General features: G+C 56.7%; 14 protein-coding genes. 8 read left to right on the forward strand and 6 right to left on the reverse strand.

What is annotated here, in order from left to right:
• Positions 1-340: 340 nt before the first annotated feature.
• Complete coding sequence (ompX, locus tag FQK12_RS10320) at positions 341-853, forward strand: outer membrane protein OmpX (RefSeq protein ID WP_004130755.1); 513 nt, start codon at positions 341-343, stop codon at positions 851-853.
• A gap of 69 nt (positions 854-922) precedes the next feature.
• Here ompX and FQK12_RS10325 read toward each other — a convergent pair whose 3' ends face one another.
• Together FQK12_RS10325 and mntS are read right to left on the reverse strand one after the other, a co-directional pair.
• Positions 923-2,500 (reverse strand): phosphoethanolamine transferase, encoded by a 1,578-nt coding sequence (locus FQK12_RS10325; RefSeq protein ID WP_014228516.1) that lies wholly within the window; start codon positions 2,498-2,500, stop codon positions 923-925.
• A 270-nt stretch (positions 2,501-2,770) separates the two neighbouring features.
• Complete coding sequence (mntS, locus tag FQK12_RS10330; protein ID WP_004100500.1) at positions 2,771-2,896, reverse strand: manganase accumulation protein MntS; 126 nt, start codon at positions 2,894-2,896, stop codon at positions 2,771-2,773.
• Between the two features lie 182 nt (positions 2,897-3,078).
• Between mntS and mntR the strand changes: the two genes are divergently transcribed.
• The 5 genes from mntR (at position 3,079) to FQK12_RS10355 (ending at position 8,120) form a co-directional block, all read left to right on the forward strand.
• The gene (gene mntR, locus FQK12_RS10335; RefSeq protein WP_014228517.1) at positions 3,079-3,552 is read left to right on the forward strand and encodes a manganese-binding transcriptional regulator MntR; all 474 of its coding nucleotides are present in this window, start codon (positions 3,079-3,081) and stop codon (positions 3,550-3,552) included.
• Positions 3,549-4,655, forward strand: coding sequence for an anion transporter (locus tag FQK12_RS10340; RefSeq protein ID WP_014228518.1), 1,107 nt, complete (start codon positions 3,549-3,551; stop codon positions 4,653-4,655). Before mntR ends, FQK12_RS10340 begins: the two co-directional genes overlap by 4 nt.
• Positions 4,656-4,765: 110 nt before the next feature.
• Positions 4,766-5,800: an aldo/keto reductase gene (locus FQK12_RS10345; protein WP_014228519.1), complete on the forward strand. Its 1,035-nt coding sequence runs from the start codon at positions 4,766-4,768 to the stop codon at positions 5,798-5,800.
• Positions 5,801-5,956: 156 nt separating this feature from the next.
• A complete protein-coding gene (locus FQK12_RS10350) occupies positions 5,957-7,333 on the forward strand; it encodes a glycoside hydrolase family 1 protein (RefSeq protein WP_041165270.1) in 1,377 nt (458 codons plus the stop codon).
• A gap of 70 nt (positions 7,334-7,403) precedes the next feature.
• A complete protein-coding gene (locus tag FQK12_RS10355) occupies positions 7,404-8,120 on the forward strand; it encodes a GntR family transcriptional regulator (protein WP_014228521.1) in 717 nt (238 codons plus the stop codon).
• Between the two features lie 42 nt (positions 8,121-8,162).
• Here FQK12_RS10355 and ldtB read toward each other — a convergent pair whose 3' ends face one another.
• Both ldtB and FQK12_RS10365 read right to left on the reverse strand, forming a co-directional pair.
• Positions 8,163-9,077 carry a L,D-transpeptidase gene (gene ldtB / locus FQK12_RS10360; RefSeq protein WP_004130773.1) on the reverse strand — a complete coding sequence of 305 codons (915 nt, stop codon included), beginning with the start codon at positions 9,075-9,077 and terminating at the stop codon, positions 8,163-8,165.
• A 190-nt stretch (positions 9,078-9,267) separates the two neighbouring features.
• Positions 9,268-10,050, reverse strand: a complete 783-nt coding sequence (locus FQK12_RS10365; protein ID WP_014228522.1) for a tyrosine-protein phosphatase — start codon at positions 10,048-10,050, stop codon at positions 9,268-9,270.
• Between the two features lie 177 nt (positions 10,051-10,227).
• Between FQK12_RS10365 and FQK12_RS10370 the strand changes: the two genes are divergently transcribed.
• Both FQK12_RS10370 and FQK12_RS27290 read left to right on the forward strand, forming a co-directional pair.
• Positions 10,228-11,820, forward strand: coding sequence for an ABC-F family ATPase (locus FQK12_RS10370; protein ID WP_004849135.1), 1,593 nt, complete (start codon positions 10,228-10,230; stop codon positions 11,818-11,820).
• Positions 11,821-12,326: 506 nt separating this feature from the next.
• Complete coding sequence (locus FQK12_RS27290) at positions 12,327-12,497, forward strand: hypothetical protein (protein ID WP_157870117.1); 171 nt, start codon at positions 12,327-12,329, stop codon at positions 12,495-12,497.
• A gap of 85 nt (positions 12,498-12,582) precedes the next feature.
• Here FQK12_RS27290 and FQK12_RS10380 read toward each other — a convergent pair whose 3' ends face one another.
• A complete protein-coding gene (locus FQK12_RS10380) occupies positions 12,583-14,946 on the reverse strand; it encodes a TIM-barrel domain-containing protein (protein WP_014228523.1) in 2,364 nt (787 codons plus the stop codon).
• Positions 14,947-14,961: 15 nt separating this feature from the next.
• Entirely contained in the window at positions 14,962-16,263 is a 1,302-nt protein-coding gene (locus FQK12_RS10385; protein ID WP_004849139.1) for an MFS transporter, read from the reverse strand.
• Between the last annotated feature and the right edge of the window lie 246 nt (positions 16,264-16,509).

Below are 16,509 nucleotides of genomic sequence, written 5' to 3' on the forward strand. Positions count from 1 at the left end.
TCAATTTTGTCAAATGCGGTAAAGGTTCCAGTGTAAATGAATTACCCCGCGCCGGTTGAGCTAATGTTGAAAAAAAGGGGTGTAAAAGCAGTACAATAGCGCGGGGTTGAAGATAATTTCACCAGAAGATTAGGAATAATCTGGATACACGTCTGGCGCTTTATGAGCCTTAATAGGAGTATATTTGTAAAAAAGGTTTGTTTTCCAGTTTGTTATAGAAACGTAGAAACCTTTAGTTACATGAAAAAGTACGTTAGACAATGTAAAGTGAAAAGAGTTTCCCAAAAGTTTTTGTTATATTTAATGCTTAGGACTTATTAGAAACACATTTGAGGTGGTTATGAATAAAATTGCACGTTTTTCAGCACTGGCCGTTGTTCTGGCTGCATCCGTAGGTACCACTGCTTTCGCTGCGACTTCTACCGTTACCGGTGGCTACGCGCAGAGCGACATGCAGGGTGAAGCGAACAAAGCAGGCGGTTTCAACCTGAAGTACCGCTACGAGCAAGACAACAACCCGCTGGGTGTTATCGGTTCTTTCACCTACACCGAAAAAGATCGTTCTGAGTCTGGCGTTTACAAAAAAGGTCAGTACTACGGCATCACCGCAGGTCCGGCTTACCGTCTGAATGACTGGGCGAGCATCTACGGCGTAGTGGGTGTTGGTTACGGTAAATTCCAGGACAACAGCTACCCGAACAAATCTGACATGAGCGACTACGGTTTCTCTTACGGTGCTGGTCTGCAGTTCAACCCGATCGAAAACGTTGCTCTGGACTTCTCCTACGAGCAGTCTCGCATTCGTAACGTTGACGTTGGCACCTGGATTGCTGGCGTAGGTTACCGCTTCTAATCACTCCGGTGATATAAAAAATCCGCCTCAAGGGGCGGATTTTTTTTGCCTGCGGTTCACGCGACTCTGTTAATTGATGGTAAACGCGTCGGTACCCAGATGGGTATAGTCCACTTTCTTTAGCTGGAAGTTAGTGATGTAGATGGGGCCGGCCTTCTGTTCCGAGATAAAACGATAGCGCGGGACAATCTCCTGAGCGCTGATGCCGGTCCACTGTGAAAAGAAGCTGAGGAAGTCGTTGGCGGACCGCCGCGCTTTAATGACCTTATGCGCTTTATCATCGCTGGAGATCACCATAAAGGGGACCTGGAAATTCTGCTGGTACTTATCGTCGTGCGCCAGATACTGCACCTCTTTCCCGCGCTCTTTAAAAGCCAGACCGTGATCGGAAAAATAGGTCATCGAGAAGGTTTCGCCCGAGTTTTGTAGCTGAGTATAAAGATCGCTCAGCAGCGTATCGGTTTGCGTCATGGTGTAGAGATAGCAGGAGGTCTCTTTCGACTGAACAAAAACCGCGTATTTCCCTTTGGTGCGGTCACAGGCCTGCGGATGCGAACCCATCAAATGCAGGACAATCAGCTGCGGCTGGGTGCGACGGGTGGCAAGCACCTGCGCGGTCAACTTTAATAGCTGCTCATCCTGAGTGTTTTTATTGGCCTCGAAATCGCCGTTCTTGAGGAACTGAACTTCGTCCGCGCGTTTGGCGATGCTGGCAATTGCCGTATCGTATTCGCCAATTTGCCCCTGATTCGAGAACCACCAGGTCTGAAAACCGGCGCGGTTGGCGAGGGTGACAAAGTTATCCTGAAACTGCGGTTTATCATCGACCACCCGGTTGAGGGTTAAACCGAGCGATTTCTGCGTTGAACCGCTGGCGGCAACGTAGTCATTGAACAGATAGCCTTTTACCGAGCTGGCGAACGGGGTGTTGTCCCAGTGGCCGCCAAAGGCGCCGAGCGCATCGCGACGCGCGCTCTCGCCGATCACCACCACATACAGATGATATTTGGGCTTTACCGCCAGTACGTGCCAGCTGTCTTTCATATTCGCCAGCTGCGCCATTCGCGCCTGCTCATCCAGCACTTCATTATTATTTACCACCACATCTTTAACGAAGCGTACGGCGGGGTAGCCGGTGTCGATAACCTTAAAGACGCCGCCCCAGGCGAGGTTTTGCACCGGCTGGAGAAAGAAAATAGCGGTGCAGAACAGCAGCCCCAGCGTCTCCATTTTCCCCCATCGCGCCGATGCGTCCGGCTTGCGCCGTACGGCAATCACGCCGAGCGCAAAGATAAACACGGCCAGCAGATAGTTGTACCACGGGAAAATGGTCAGGATCTCGGTGGACTCTTCGATGTTTGTGGCATGCAGCGCCAGCAGCGTGTTGAAATTGGGCGCGCCGTAGGCCTGGCCGAAAGGATAATACATGGCAGCCAGCAGCGAATAGGCGCCGATCGCCACTTTTTGCGCGCGCGGAAAGCTGCGCCACAGCAGATGCAGCACGCAGGTAAAAGCAACGGTATAGAGCAGGCTAAAGTCGTAGCCCAGCGCCAGGTTAATAAACAGCGATTGTAAAAAGTAGAATCCTGTCCATGGGTTCAGTACCAGTCCGCGGGCGACCAGCGTTTCTTTCAGCGTGACATTCATAGTAAACAATCAAAAAAAGAGCCATGTGCGTCCCCTGGCATCAAGGGGTAAAACCTGCTGGACAGTGCGTGAAGAGGGTCTCTGCGAGCCGCAGTAGTGGCAGGGCTGACAAAAGATAGGGCTTGCAAATGTCAAGGTCAACTATCCATAACGGATTGTTTTGGGAGAAAGCTTACAAAACTTGAAAAAAAGTTGCTGAAGCGCTGAGTAATCAGCCAGTGTGGCAGGGAAATATGACAAAAAAATGAAGCGGCGTACCGCGACGCCGCATTAGTTGTTGGGTTTATCCTGCTGGGGCTTGCCGTTGATCAGATCGCACAGCATACCGACAAGCATTAACCGTACTTTAAAAGGAGAATGGGTAAACACGTTTAAACACCTCTTGAATTCATTCATCTCGACCTCCTGTAACTTCGTCCTTCACTCCTTGAAGGATGTGTGTATTACATACAGATATAGCACAGGCTATATTTTATAGCTATGGCTAAAACGTTAATTTTTTGTTCTCTGTGCGCGATCCATTACAATAGGGATCCTTTTATATGATGCTTGATGCGTCACAGGAATGAGGAAGCACAATGAACCGTCGCGCAGGTAAGCCAATAACAAAAAAAGTGACGCAGCTAGTGAATGTCGAAGAACACGTTGAGGGGTTTCGTCAGGTGCGCGAGGCGCATCGTCGGGAGCTGATTGATGACTACGTGGAGCTGATCTCCGATCTGATTATGGAGGTGGGGGAAGCCCGTCAGGTGGACATGGCCGCGCGTCTTGGGGTGTCGCAGCCAACGGTTGCGAAAATGTTAAAACGACTGGCCAGCGTCGGGCTGATCGAACAGATCCCATGGCGGGGGATCTTTTTAACCCCGGAAGGTGAGAAGCTGGCGCATGAAAGCCGCGAACGCCACCAGATCGTCGAGAACTTTTTACTGGTGATCGGCGTTAGCCCGGAAATTGCGCGTCGCGACGCCGAAGGCATGGAGCACCACGTCAGCGAAGAGACGCTGGCGATGTTTAAACAGTTTACCCTCAAGCAGGGGTCACCGGGAGAATGAACCTCGTCTTTGTTCAGTCGCTAATCCGCGACCGTTTTTTGCATCTGCTGCTGATCGTCGGCGTTGTTTTAAGCTTTTTTGTTCCGTTTGCCCCTGCAGGCTGGCTACACGCCATTGACTGGCATACGATTATCACCCTTAGCGGGCTGATGCTACTGACCAAAGGTATTGAACTGAGCGGCTATTTTGACGTAATAGGTCGCAAAATGGCGCGCCGCTTTGTGACCGAGCGCCAGCTGGCCATCTTTATGGTGCTGGCGGCCGCGCTGCTATCCACCTTTTTAACTAACGACGTGGCGCTGTTCATCGTCGTGCCGCTCACGCTGACTCTGAAAAAATGGTGCGCCATCCCGACAAGCCGTCTCATCATTTTTGAAGCGCTGGCGGTGAACGCCGGGTCGTTGTTAACGCCCATCGGTAACCCGCAAAACATTCTTCTCTGGGGGCGCTCGGGCCTCTCCTTTCCGGCCTTTATCGGCCAGATGCTGCCGCTGGCGGCAGCGACGATGCTCACCCTGCTGGCGCTGTGCTGGTTCTGTTTCCCCGCGAAGCGTCTCGACTATCAGAGTAGCGACAGGGCGCCCTCCTGGCGGCCAAAGCTGGTCTGGAGCTGCCTGGCGTTCTATGGGGTCTTTTTGACCGCCTTAGAGCTGAAGCAGGAGCTGTGGGGACTGGCGCTGATCGCGCTGGGTTTTTTGCTGCTGGCGCGGGCGGTCATTATCCACGTCGACTGGACGCTGCTGCTGGTCTTCATGGCGATGTTTATTGACGTTCACCTGTTGACCCAGCTACCGGCTCTCCAGCATGCGCTTAACGGCGTCGGCCAGCTCTCGGCAGGCGGATTGTGGCTGACGTCGATTGGCCTGTCGCAGTTTATCAGCAACGTCCCGGCGACCATTTTGCTGCTCAATTACGTTCCACCATCGGTGCTGCTGGCCTGGGCGGTAAACGTCGGCGGGTTCGGCCTGCTGCCAGGCTCTCTGGCAAACCTGATTGCGCTGCGCATGGCTGGCGATCGCCGTATCTGGTGGCGTTTCCATATCTACTCTCTGCCCATGCTGCTGTGGGCCGCGCTGGTGGGGTACGGATTGCTGCAGCTCTGATTTTCAGAGAATTGGGCAAGAAACGGACAGAAACGCCACATTCGCGCTCTCCTTTTCCGGGGTATAACTTTATTCACGATGGTGAATCACCCTGATTGAAGGAGAGTCCTATGCGTTATCAAAAACTGGGCCATACCGGCCTTTTTGTCTCTGAGCTGTGCCTCGGCACCATGACCTTCGGCGGCGAAGGCGGCCTGTGGGGGAAAGTGGGGCAGCTGCGCCAGGCGGAGGCAGAGCAGCTGGTGGGCAGCGCGCTGGATGCGGGCATCAACTTCATCGACACCGCTGACGTCTATTCAGAAGGGCGCTCGGAAGAGATTACCGGCCAGGCGCTGAAGAATCTGAAAGTGCCGCGTGAAAACGTCGTCGTGGCGACCAAAGTGTTTGGCGAAACCGGCACCGCAGGCGTGAACTCGCGCGGCAGTTCGCGCTATCACATCATCGGCAGCGTGAAGGAGAGCCTGCGTCGCCTGCAGCTCGATCATATCGATCTCTATCAACTCCATGGCTTCGATCCGGCAACCCCGATCGAAGAGACGCTGTATGCGCTGGATAACCTGGTGCAGCACGGGCACGTCCGCTATATCGGCGTGTCGAACTGGGCGGCATGGCAGATAGTCAAAGCGCTGGGCATTTCCGAACGTCTGGGGCTGGCGCGTTTTGCCTCGTTGCAGGCTTACTACACCCTTGCCGGACGGGATCTGGAGCGCGAGCTGGTGCCGATGATGCAGAGCGAAGGCCTGGGCCTGATGGTCTGGAGCCCGCTGGCGGGAGGGCTGCTCAGCGGTAAGTACGATCGCGATGGGCACTCGGCAAGCGGCGGCCGCCGTCAGGAGTTTGATTTCCCGCCGGTGAATAAAGCTCGGGCTTTTGACTGCATTGATGTGATGCGCGAGATTGCCGATGCGAAGGGCGTTTCGGTGGCGCAAATCGCGCTGGCCTGGCTGCTGCATCAGCCGACGGTAAGCAGCGTGATTATTGGCGCAAAGCGCGCTGAGCAGCTCGCCGATAACCTCGCGGCGACCAGCATTGCCCTGGATGATGATGAACTGGCGCGGCTTGACGCGGTCAGCGCGCTGCCGCGAGAGTATCCGGGCTGGATGCTGGAGCGCCAGGGCGAATACCGCCGCGACCAGCTCGCCTAGCAGTAACTTCCTCTCTTGCACGCCGGATCGTCTGTTTCGCGATCCGGTTTTTTATCCGTTGCGCTCACAAAACGCGATCCTGGACTTTGCCTGACGGGAGAATTTCGTTTATATGACTAGTCATGAAATTAATATGACTAGTCATAGGTGCGAGCGATGAACAGAACACTACCGGCAGATTTTTTATGGGGTAACTCGGTTTCCAGTATGCAAACCGAAGGGGCGTGGAATGAGGGCGGGAAGGGGATGTCGGTTTACGATATCCGCCAGCCGGCGGAATTTGCGTCCGACTGGAAGGTGGCAACCGACTCGTACCACCGCTACCGGGAAGACTTCGACCTGATGCAGGATTTGGGCATGAACTGCTACCGCTTCCAGATTGCCTGGAGCCGCGTTTGCCCGGAAGGCGACGGTGAGTTCAATGAAGAAGGTATCGCCTTTTATCACCAGTTTATTGATGAACTGCTTGCCCGCGGCATTGAGCCGATGATCTGCCTCTATCACTTCGATATGCCGCTGTCGCTGGCTGAACGCTACAACGGTTTTACCGACCGTCGGGTGATGGAAGCCTTTATTCGTTACGGGCAGAAGATGATCGACTGCTTTGGCGACAAGGTGAAGTGGTGGCTGACCTTTAATGAACAGAATCTCTACCACATGCCGGACGCGTTTCTGATTTCAGGCTATATGCGCGGCGAGAAGACCCTGCGGGAGCTGTATCAGATCCAGCACCACGTGATGATGGCCCACGTACACCTGACGCAGTATCTGCACCAGGCGAAGCCGCAGTGCCTGATGGGCGGCATGCTGGCCCACGCGCTGGTCTATCCGGCGACCTGCAAACCGCGCGATATCCTTTGCGCCCAGCAGCTCGATGAGTTTTTAAACCAGAACCTGCTGCGCGCCTTCGCCGGAGAGGGCTACAGCCCGGAGGTCATGCACGTTGTCGCCCGTGAAGGCTTTGAGGATATCTACCGCGCAGAGGATCTGGCGCTGATGGCGCAGGTTAAAATCGACTATCTGGCCTTTAGCTACTACGCCAGCAAGGCGCTGGATAGCGACCCGATCCCGCCGGGCACGCCGGTGAACCACTACATGCAGTTTGGCGATAAAAAGAATGACTTTCTGCAGGCCACCGAGTGGGGCTGGCAGATTGACCCGCTGGGCTTTCGCACCATCATTACCCGCTACTACAACGACTGGCGTCTGCCGGTATTCCCGATTGAAAACGGCATCGGGGTGATTGAGTCCTGGGACGGCGAAAATCCGGTCGCTGACGATTACCGCATCGCCTATCATCGCGACCATATCAACGCCATGAAAGAGGCGATGTTTGAGGACGGCGCGCGGGTGATTGGCTATCTGGGCTGGGGGTTAATCGATATTCTCAGTTCGCAGGGCGATATGCGCAAGCGCTACGGGGTTGTCTACGTGAACCGTGAAAACCACGACCTTAAGGACCTTAAGCGCGTCCCGAAGAAAAGCTATGCCTGGCTGAAGCGGGCCATCCGCAGTCACGGCGAAGAGATGTAGCGGCGCCTCGCGCGGGCAGATGGTATATTCTGCCCGCCAGCCACTATCAGACACGTAAAAGGATCCGGGAATGACGGCCAAATATCTGAGTATCGCGCGGGAAATCAAAAAACGTATTATCAGCCGGCAGTATCCCGCCAGCGCGCCGTTACCCGACCAGTTCGCCTTAGCGGCGGAGTTCAGCACCAGCAGGATGACCATCCAGCAGGCGATGCGCCAGCTGATTGTCGAAGGCCTTATCTACACCCGTAAGGGGCAGGGAACCTTCGTGCGCAAAAACTTCCTCCAGCTTTCGCAGTGGGAGCTGCCCGGCAGCGACTATTTTGGCGCCACCAAAACCTGGGAGCATGTAGGGGAAGTGACCAGCCGGGTGATTCGCTTCGAGCTGCGTTTTCCGTCGGAAAAAGAGCAAAGCTCGTTGCTGATTGACGCCGATGCCCCGGTCTATGATTTCGTCCGCCTGCGGCTGCTCAACGAGGAACCCGTGTCGCTGGACCTCACCGTGATGCCCGTTGCGCTGGTGCCCGGACTGAATAAAACGCATCTCGAAAGCTCGGTATTTCGCTACGTGCAGGAGACGCTGGGGCTGAAGATGATGGGATCGTATCGGGTGGTGCGGGCGATGAAACCGCAGGCGCTGGACAGGGAGCATCTCAACTGCGAAGCGAGCGACCCGGTGCTGGAGGTGGAGCAGGTGATCTATCTGGAGGACGGTACGCCGCTGGAGTATGCCCATTGCCACTATCGCTACGACCACGGCGGAATTATTCTGGTCAATAACGGATAAAAAAATGGCGGGCACCGGGCCCGCCACTCTGCGCGATGCGTTTTAGTTCAGACGCACCGGCATACCGGAACGGTTCTGGATCGCCTGATCGACCACGCTCTGGTCTACGTCAGTCTGGCTGGTAATCGCCTGTACTGATTTGGTCAGGTTGATCGGCACGATTTCGCCGCCCTGGAACTGCTCTTCCGTGGTGGACAGCGGGTTGTGAACTTCAATGAAGCGGCTGCCGTCAGGCTCGGTAGTGGCTTTTACCGGCTCATCGATAAACTCTACGCGGGTGCCGACCGGCACGTTTTCAAACAGGAATTTGATATCGTCGTTACGCAGACGCACGCAGCCGTGGCTGACGCGCAGGCCGATGCCGAAGTTAGCGTTGGTACCGTGAATAGCGTACAGGCGGCCGATATACAGCGCGTACAGGCCCATCGGGTTATCAGGGCCGGCAGGAACAACGGCCGGCAGCGGTTCACCGGCTGCGGCATATTCAGCGTGCATTTTGGCGGTAGGCGTCCAGGTCGGACCGGCTTTTTTACGCTCAACTTTCGTCACCCAGTTGATCGGCGTGTCTTTGCCTAACTGGCCGATGCCGATCGGCAGCACGATGACGGTGTTGGTGCCTTTCGGATAGTAGTAGAGGCGCATTTCCGCGCTGTTGATGACGATACCTTCATGCACGGTGTCCGGCAGGATCAGCTGCTGCGGGATATTCAGCACGGTGCCGCCTTTCGGCAGGAAGGTGTCCACGCCCGGGTTGGCTTCCAGCATGTTGGATAAACCCATCTGGTATTCAGCGGCGAAATATTCCAGCGGCTGCTTGTTGCCTTCCGGAATGGTGATCACCTGGTTCTGGCCAATCAGACGGCTGCCGTCGGTGGGCAGAGGGTAGGTTACAGCAGAAGCTGTGTTGCAAAAGCCCACGATGGCGAAGGCTGCCGCGAAGAGTGTTGATAATTTCATAATCTTTATGTCGTGGGCGATGTTAATGCCGCACAGGCCTTTGTCAGTTTAAACAGGAAGTCGATGGGAGCGCATTATATGTGCTTTCCGGCAAACAGGTAAATGAGATGTGTACGAAATCACATTTTTTTCCTGTGACCCTGAGTGTAGCCCGTCAACGCGGGCTCTGCAGCCTGAAAACGGGAGGGGATTACCCCTCCAGAAGCCGCGACTGGAGCGCTTCTCGCGCCTGCGGCGTGAGCTGATACTCTTTCTCCAGCCAGGCATCGACGCTGGCGTAGCGTTCGTCGATTTGCGAAAGTGCGGCGGCAAGGTAGGACTCATGCACCGTCATCATTTCCGCCAGGTTCTGCCGGCCGCGGGGGGTCAGCGCATTACCGAGGGACTGGAGCATGAAATCTTCGACCTGCGTCAGCATGCCCTGGGTAAGCAGATATTCCTCCATGACCGTATGACGATCGCAGCCGAGGGCGAACAGCGTCAACGCGCAGCCAACGCCGGTGCGGTCTTTTCCCACCGCGCAGTGCTGCAGCAGCGCGCCGTCGAAAGGCTCCATCAGCCAACCGGCCAGCTGGCGATAAGCGGCGTTATTGAACGGCAGCTGGCGGTAGAGCGCCAGCATAAACTGCTCGCCGTTAAGGGCGTTCAGGGTGGCGGCGTTGAGCTCGGTGACTTTGGCGTTGACGTCGCGAACGTGCGGATTCGCCGGGGCGTTGAGGTAGTGAGCCGCTTCGTTCAGCTTATCGGGGCTGCGATTCACTTCGCCCGGGTCGCGATAATCAATCACCCGGCTAAGCGGGATCGCGTCCAGATGGGTGAGGTCATCTGCCGTCATCATATGCAGCGAGCCGGAGCGGAATAACTTCCCGGTACGCACGCGACGGCCGTCGGCGGTACGCTGGCCGCCCAGGTCACGAAAGTTGATACCGCCCTGCAGCGATAAGAAAGCCGGATGGCGGGAGTGTGTGGTCATAGGTTCCTTCCAGATTAAGGTAAAAAATTACGCATTAAGCAGTGTAACCGCGCAATATGACATGACCCTAACACAGGCGTCATTGATGATTTTATAACGCCCCGTGAAAAGTGAAGCATTTGCTGGCATAATGTCTGGTTCATCACACTTCTCATTCTCTATTTTCAGGATAACCCCGTGCTAGTATCCAGCAACGTCACCATGCAGTTCGGCAGTAAGCCGCTGTTCGAAAATATTTCCGTCAAATTTGGCGGCGGCAACCGTTACGGCCTGATTGGCGCTAACGGTAGCGGCAAATCCACCTTTATGAAGATCCTCGGCGGCGATCTTGAGCCGACGCTGGGCAACGTCTCCCTCGATCCGAACGAGCGTATCGGTAAGCTGCGTCAGGATCAGTTTGCGTTTGAAGAGTTCAGCGTGCTGGATACGGTCATTATGGGCCACGGCGAGCTGTGGGAAGTGAAGCAGGAGCGCGATCGCATCTACTCCCTGGCGGAGATGAGCGAAGAAGATGGCTACAAAGTGGCTGACCTGGAAGTGCTGTACGGCGAGATGGACGGCTACTCCGCTGAAGCGCGCGCCGGCGAACTGCTGCTCGGCGTCGGCATCCCGGTTGAACAGCATTACGGCCCGATGAGCGAAGTCGCTCCCGGCTGGAAGCTGCGCGTGCTGCTGGCGCAGGCGCTGTTCTCTAACCCGGACATTCTGCTGCTTGATGAACCGACGAACAACCTGGACATCGACACCATCCGCTGGCTGGAGCAGACCCTCAACGATCGCGACAGCACCATGATCATCATTTCGCACGACCGTCACTTCCTGAATATGGTCTGTACCCACATGGCGGATCTGGATTACGGCGAGCTGCGCGTTTACCCGGGCAACTACGATGAGTACATGACCGCGGCGACCCAGGCGCGCGAACGTCTGCTGGCGGACAACGCCAAGAAAAAAGCGCAGATTGCCGACCTGCAATCATTCGTCAGCCGCTTTAGCGCCAACGCCTCTAAATCTCGCCAGGCGACCTCGCGCGCCCGTCAGATTGACAAAATTAAGCTGGACGAAGTGAAAGCGTCCAGCCGTCAGAACCCGTTCATTCGCTTTGAGCAGGATAAGAAGCTGTTCCGTAACGCCCTGGAAGTGGAAGCGCTGGCGAAAGGCTTTGATAACGGCCCGCTGTTTAAAAACGTCAATCTGCTGCTGGAAGTGGGGGAGAAGCTTGCCATTCTGGGCGCCAACGGCGTGGGTAAATCCACGATGCTGAAAACCCTGGTCGGCGATCTGACGCCCGATAACGGTACCGTTAAATGGTCTGAGAACGCGCAGATTGGCTACTACGCGCAGGATCATGAATATGAATTTGAAAACGATCTGACGGTATTCGAGTGGATGAGCCAGTGGAAGCAGGAAAGCGATGATGAGCAGGCGGTGCGCAGCATCCTGGGTCGTCTGCTGTTCAGCCAGGACGATATCAAGAAGCCGGCGAAAGTGCTCTCCGGTGGCGAAAAAGGCCGCATGCTGTTCGGTAAGCTGATGATGCAAAAACCGAATATCCTGGTGATGGATGAACCGACCAACCACCTGGATATGGAATCGATCGAATCGCTGAACATGGCGCTGGAGATGTATCAGGGCACCCTGATCTTTGTTTCCCACGACCGTGAGTTTGTGAGCTCGCTGGCGACCCGAGTGATTGAAATTACGCCGGAGCGCGTTGTGGACTTCACCGGTAACTACGAAGATTATCTGCGCAGCAAAGGTATCGAATAATATTCCTGTTGTCTGTCCCGGATTGCGGCGCTGCTGCGCCTTATCCGGGCTACCGGCCTGAAGTCGGCGGTGAACCTGTAGCCCGGGCAAGGCGCGTTAAGCGCCGCCCCCGGGAGCAGAGGCTGCGTGGCTGAATTCCCCGGAGGCGATGCTGCGCATCTGTCCGGGCTACCGGCCCGCAGACGGCGATGAATCTGTAGCCCGGGCAAGGCGCGTTAAGCGCCGCCCCCGGGAGCAGAGGCTGCGTGGCTGAATTTCCCGGAGGCGATGCTGCGCATCTGTCCGGGCTACTGGCCCACAGACGGCGGTGAACCTGTAGTCCGGGCAAGGCGCGTTAAGCGCCGCCCCCGGGAGCAGAACGCAACGTGGCTGAATTCCCCGGAGGCGATGCTGCGCATCTGTCCGGGCTACTGGCCCACAGACGGCGATGAATCTGTAGCCCGGGCAAGGCGCGTTAAGCGCCGCCCCCGGGAGCAGAGGCTGCGTGGCTGAATTTCCCGGAGGCGATGCTGCGCATCTGTCCGGGCTACTGGCCCACAGACGGCGGTGAACCTGTAGCCCGGGCAAGGCGCGTTAAGCGCCGCCCCCGGGAGCAGAACGCAACGTGGCTGAACTCCCCGGAGGCGATGCTGCGCATCTGTCTGGCTACCGGCCCACAGACGGCGGTGAACCTGTAGCCCGGGCAAGGCGCGTTAGCGCCGCCCCCGGGAGCAGCGCACAGCGTGGCTTAATTCCCCGGTGGCAGCGCGAAAAAGGTGAGGGCTACACTCGCCACTCGCTCCTTTCTTCACCGTTCACCAGCAGCCTGCGTTTTTCCCCCGCCGGCAACGACACCTTCAGCGCTTTCCACGCCGGACGATAATCGCCGCGCGCGTTCACCTGCAGGTTGATGCTGGCGCTATCGCAAACCATTTCCCATTCTACCCACAGCGCATGACCATTCTGGTAGCCCCAGCTTTCGCCATCATCTTCAAACAGCAGGCCGCGACGGGTCCCCACGCCCTTCAGCGGGAAGAGTTTCAGCTCGCGGCAATCGTCTTTTTGCGCATCGACGTGGCGGATACGCTCGCTCAGCGGCAGGCCTGCTCCGGCGCGAACCAGCAGCGGCAGTTTTTCCAGCGGCGCATCAAGGACGATCCACTGGCCTCCCGCGAACCACTGGTGGCTATCAAAGTCGTACCAGCCGTCCTGATTGGCCGGCAGCCAGACGCGGCGCTGACGCGCGCCGGGTTCGACGACGCTGGCGACCAGCAGATCGCGACCCAGCAGGAAGTCGTCGCATTCGGCAAACGTCTGCGGATCGTGTTCGTGATCGAGGAAGGTCGGACGCAGCATCGGTTCATCGTCGGCGTGAGCCTGCCACAGCAGCGTATAGAGGTACGGCAGCAGACGATAGCGCAGCTCAATGGCTGAACGGATAGCCGGCGTGACTTCCGGGTACATCCAGGCTTCGTTGACCGTCTGGTCGTCATTCCACGAGTGAATGGTAAAGCGCGGATGCATAACGCCGTTTTGTACCCAGCGTACGAACAGCTCCGGGTCCGGTTTATCGCCAGAGAAGCCGCCAACATCGTGGCCGACATTGAACAGCCCGGAGAGGCTCATTCCCAGCCCCATGCGGGTGTTATAGCGCAGCGTATCCCAGTTGGTACGGTTATCGCCGCTCCAGGTCTGGACGTAGCGCTGCATCCCGGCGCAGCCGGAGCGAGAGATCAGGTACGGTCGTTTGTGCGGCGCAAAGCGCTGCTGAGCCTCCAGCGACGCGCGCATCATCAGCAGCGGCATGACCGGGCGAATATGTTTAATGGCAATTTCCTCGCCAAACCCGTAACAGCGGGCTTCGCCGTCCCAGACTTCATACTCGTTATTATCGTTCCACGTGGAGTCGATACCCATCTCCAGCAGCTGGGTTGTCACGCCTTCCTGCCACCAGGCGACGGTCTGCGGGTTGGTAAAGTCAAGGTGCGACCCTTCGTCATCCCAGAAGCTGGAGCGCTCGGGAGCATCCGCCTGTGAATCGCGGATAAAAAGCCCGCGCTCCGCGACCTCGTTATAGCGCGGATGGTCCTGCAGCAGGCAGGGCTTAATATTGGCGGCGAGCTTCAGTCCGGCATCGTGGAAGGCCTGGCTCATCACCTTCGGCTGCGGCACCTTATCGTTGTTCCAGTTAAAGACGTAGCGCTTGCCGTCAATCGAGGTATAGCCGGAAGAGAGCTGGAACGAATCGCACGGAATGGCGTGTTCATCACACAGGCGGATGAAGTTCATCAGCTGGTTTTGCGCATCCGGCGCGTCGGTGTAGTGCATCGTCGAACCGCTGTAGCCGAGACTCCATTTCGGTCCGAAGAGCGTTTTGCCGGTCAGGCGTACGAATGCTTTGGTGATATCCAGTACCCGTTTGCCGGAAAAAAGATAGTAATCGATGTCGCCGGCTTCCGCCTGCCAGCGGCGATAGGCGGTATGGTAATTATCGATTTCGTTGCCGAGATCCAGCCAGCAGCTGCTCAGGTTGTCGTAAAACAGACCGTAGCTGACATCGCTACGCTGCGCGATGGTAAACGGAATATGTTTGTACAGCGGGTCGGTGCTCGCCGCGTTATAGCCCATGGCGTCGAGGTTACGCATCTCATAGCGCTTCCCGTTTCGCTGCAGATCGCCGGCTTTTTCGCCCAGACCGTAGAAGCGTTCGTCTTTGCGTCGGCTCAGGTAGTGGGCAACGCCGTCGCCGTGCGCATTCGCCAGGTAGGCGCTGGTGGGGCGGTCGTTAACCAGCGGCTGCCACTCGCCGCCCTCATCGCGATAGCTCCATTCCAGCCACAGCGGCTGGTGGACGGTGACGCGCAGCTGATCGGTGGCGATGCTCAGGGTATCGCTATGCTCCGTGAGCTTCCAGGCGGGGAGGCTAAAGCCGCTCAAATCTTCGCGCGGGCGTCCTTCCCACGGCACGTCCTGCTGGGGAGCGATACTCCAGGTGCGATCCAGCGCCAGCTGCCCGTGCCGCTTTAGCAGCACGCGGAACATATTCTCTTCCAGCACGTACAGACACAGGGTGTGCTGGCCGTCTACGATCAGCTCAACGTGGTGGTCCAGCCGTTGGTGCAAAGTCCAGTTTTTCAAAGTCTTCATTTTTTACATCCACTCTCAGGCGCGTTTTGCGCGACGTTCAGCAATAAATGCCACCAGGAATACCGCGCCAATCAGGTCAAAGAACCCCATGGCGATAAATAGCGGGTTGAAGCCGATTTTGTCGGCGGTGACGCCAATCAGCAGCGAGAACAGAAAGCTGGCGATCCAGGCGGCGGAGCCGCGCATCCCGTTCACGGTCGCCATCTGTCCTTTATCGAACGACTCCACCACCAGCGCGCTGAGCATGCAGGAGATGATCTGGTGGCCGAAGCCGCCTATCGAAATCAGCACGATGGTGATATAGGGATCGCGGGTGATCGCCACGGTGGCGAGCGAAATCATCAGGAAGGCGCCGGTGACGGAGCTGGCGACCACCGAGTTCACCCGCGAACAGCCGAACCAGCGGGTATACAGTTTGGTCAGATAGCCGCTGGCGACGCTGCCGAGGTCGGCCGCCAGAAACGGCAGCCAGGCAAACATGGCGATTTGTTTTAAATCCATGCCGTGCTCTTTCGCCAGGTAGAGCGGTACCCAGAAGCTCAGCACCGCCCAGGCGGGCTCAGCCATAAAGGCCGGAATGGCGATACCGTAGAAGCGCTTGTTTTTCGATACGGTTTTCAGCGCGGTAAAGAAGGGCAGTTTGACCGGCGGCGCTTCATTGTCCTGCTGGATCAGCGCCAGCTCAGCTTTACCGAGGTTAGGGTGTTTTTCCGGGTTATGATAGAACGCCCACCACAGCACGACCCACAGCAGCGCCAGCGCGCCGGTGAACATGAATGCCCCCTGCCAGCCGAACGAAGCGTGTGCGAAGTAGATAATCGGCGGCGCCAGCATGGCGCCCACGGAGAAGCCGACGCCCGCCCAGCCTGCCGCGATCGGCCGCTCGGATTTTGGAAACCACTCACCCAGCGTTTTGGCGTTGGCTGGCGTCGCCGCCGCCTCAGCGCCGCCCATGAAAAAGCGCAGAATCGCCAGGTGCAGCCAGCTCCCCGCCCCGGCATGGGCGATGCAGGCGATGGCCCACAGGGTGGCGCAGATCATAAAGCCGAGCTTGAGGCCAATAACGTCGATAAGCCAGCCGCAGAGCGGCTGGAAAATGGTGTACGCCAGCTGAAAAGCGCCGACTATCCATGAGTACTGTTCAGTGGTAATACCCAGGGAGGTTTTTAATTCCGGGGCGATAATCCCCAACGAATTACGCGTGATGTAGTTAACGGTGACGCCGAGTAAAAACAGCACCAGCATCCACCAGCGCAGGTTCTTCACTATGCGGCGCGATTTACTGACCGCCATATCATTATTGAGGCCTTGGCTCATAGAACTCTCCACGAGACATGTAGTAGGGAAAATTGACCAACCCGCTTGCTGAGTTGTCGCTAAAATTTTCTATTTCGTTGTTTGTTAAGGTTGATGTCTCGACACTATTGGTTGACTAATCTCAAAGGTGTTGGACCAATTCAGGCTAAGGGAGAATGCGAGCGGGCAATAGCGACAATTCTGCAAATATTTTCATGGGACGATCCAGATCGCAGTATGACATCGCCAAATCGCTTAAAAATATTC

Source organism: Klebsiella sp. ME-303 (genome assembly GCF_007910085.1).
Classification (GTDB): Bacteria; Pseudomonadota; Gammaproteobacteria; order Enterobacterales; family Enterobacteriaceae; genus Klebsiella; species Klebsiella michiganensis.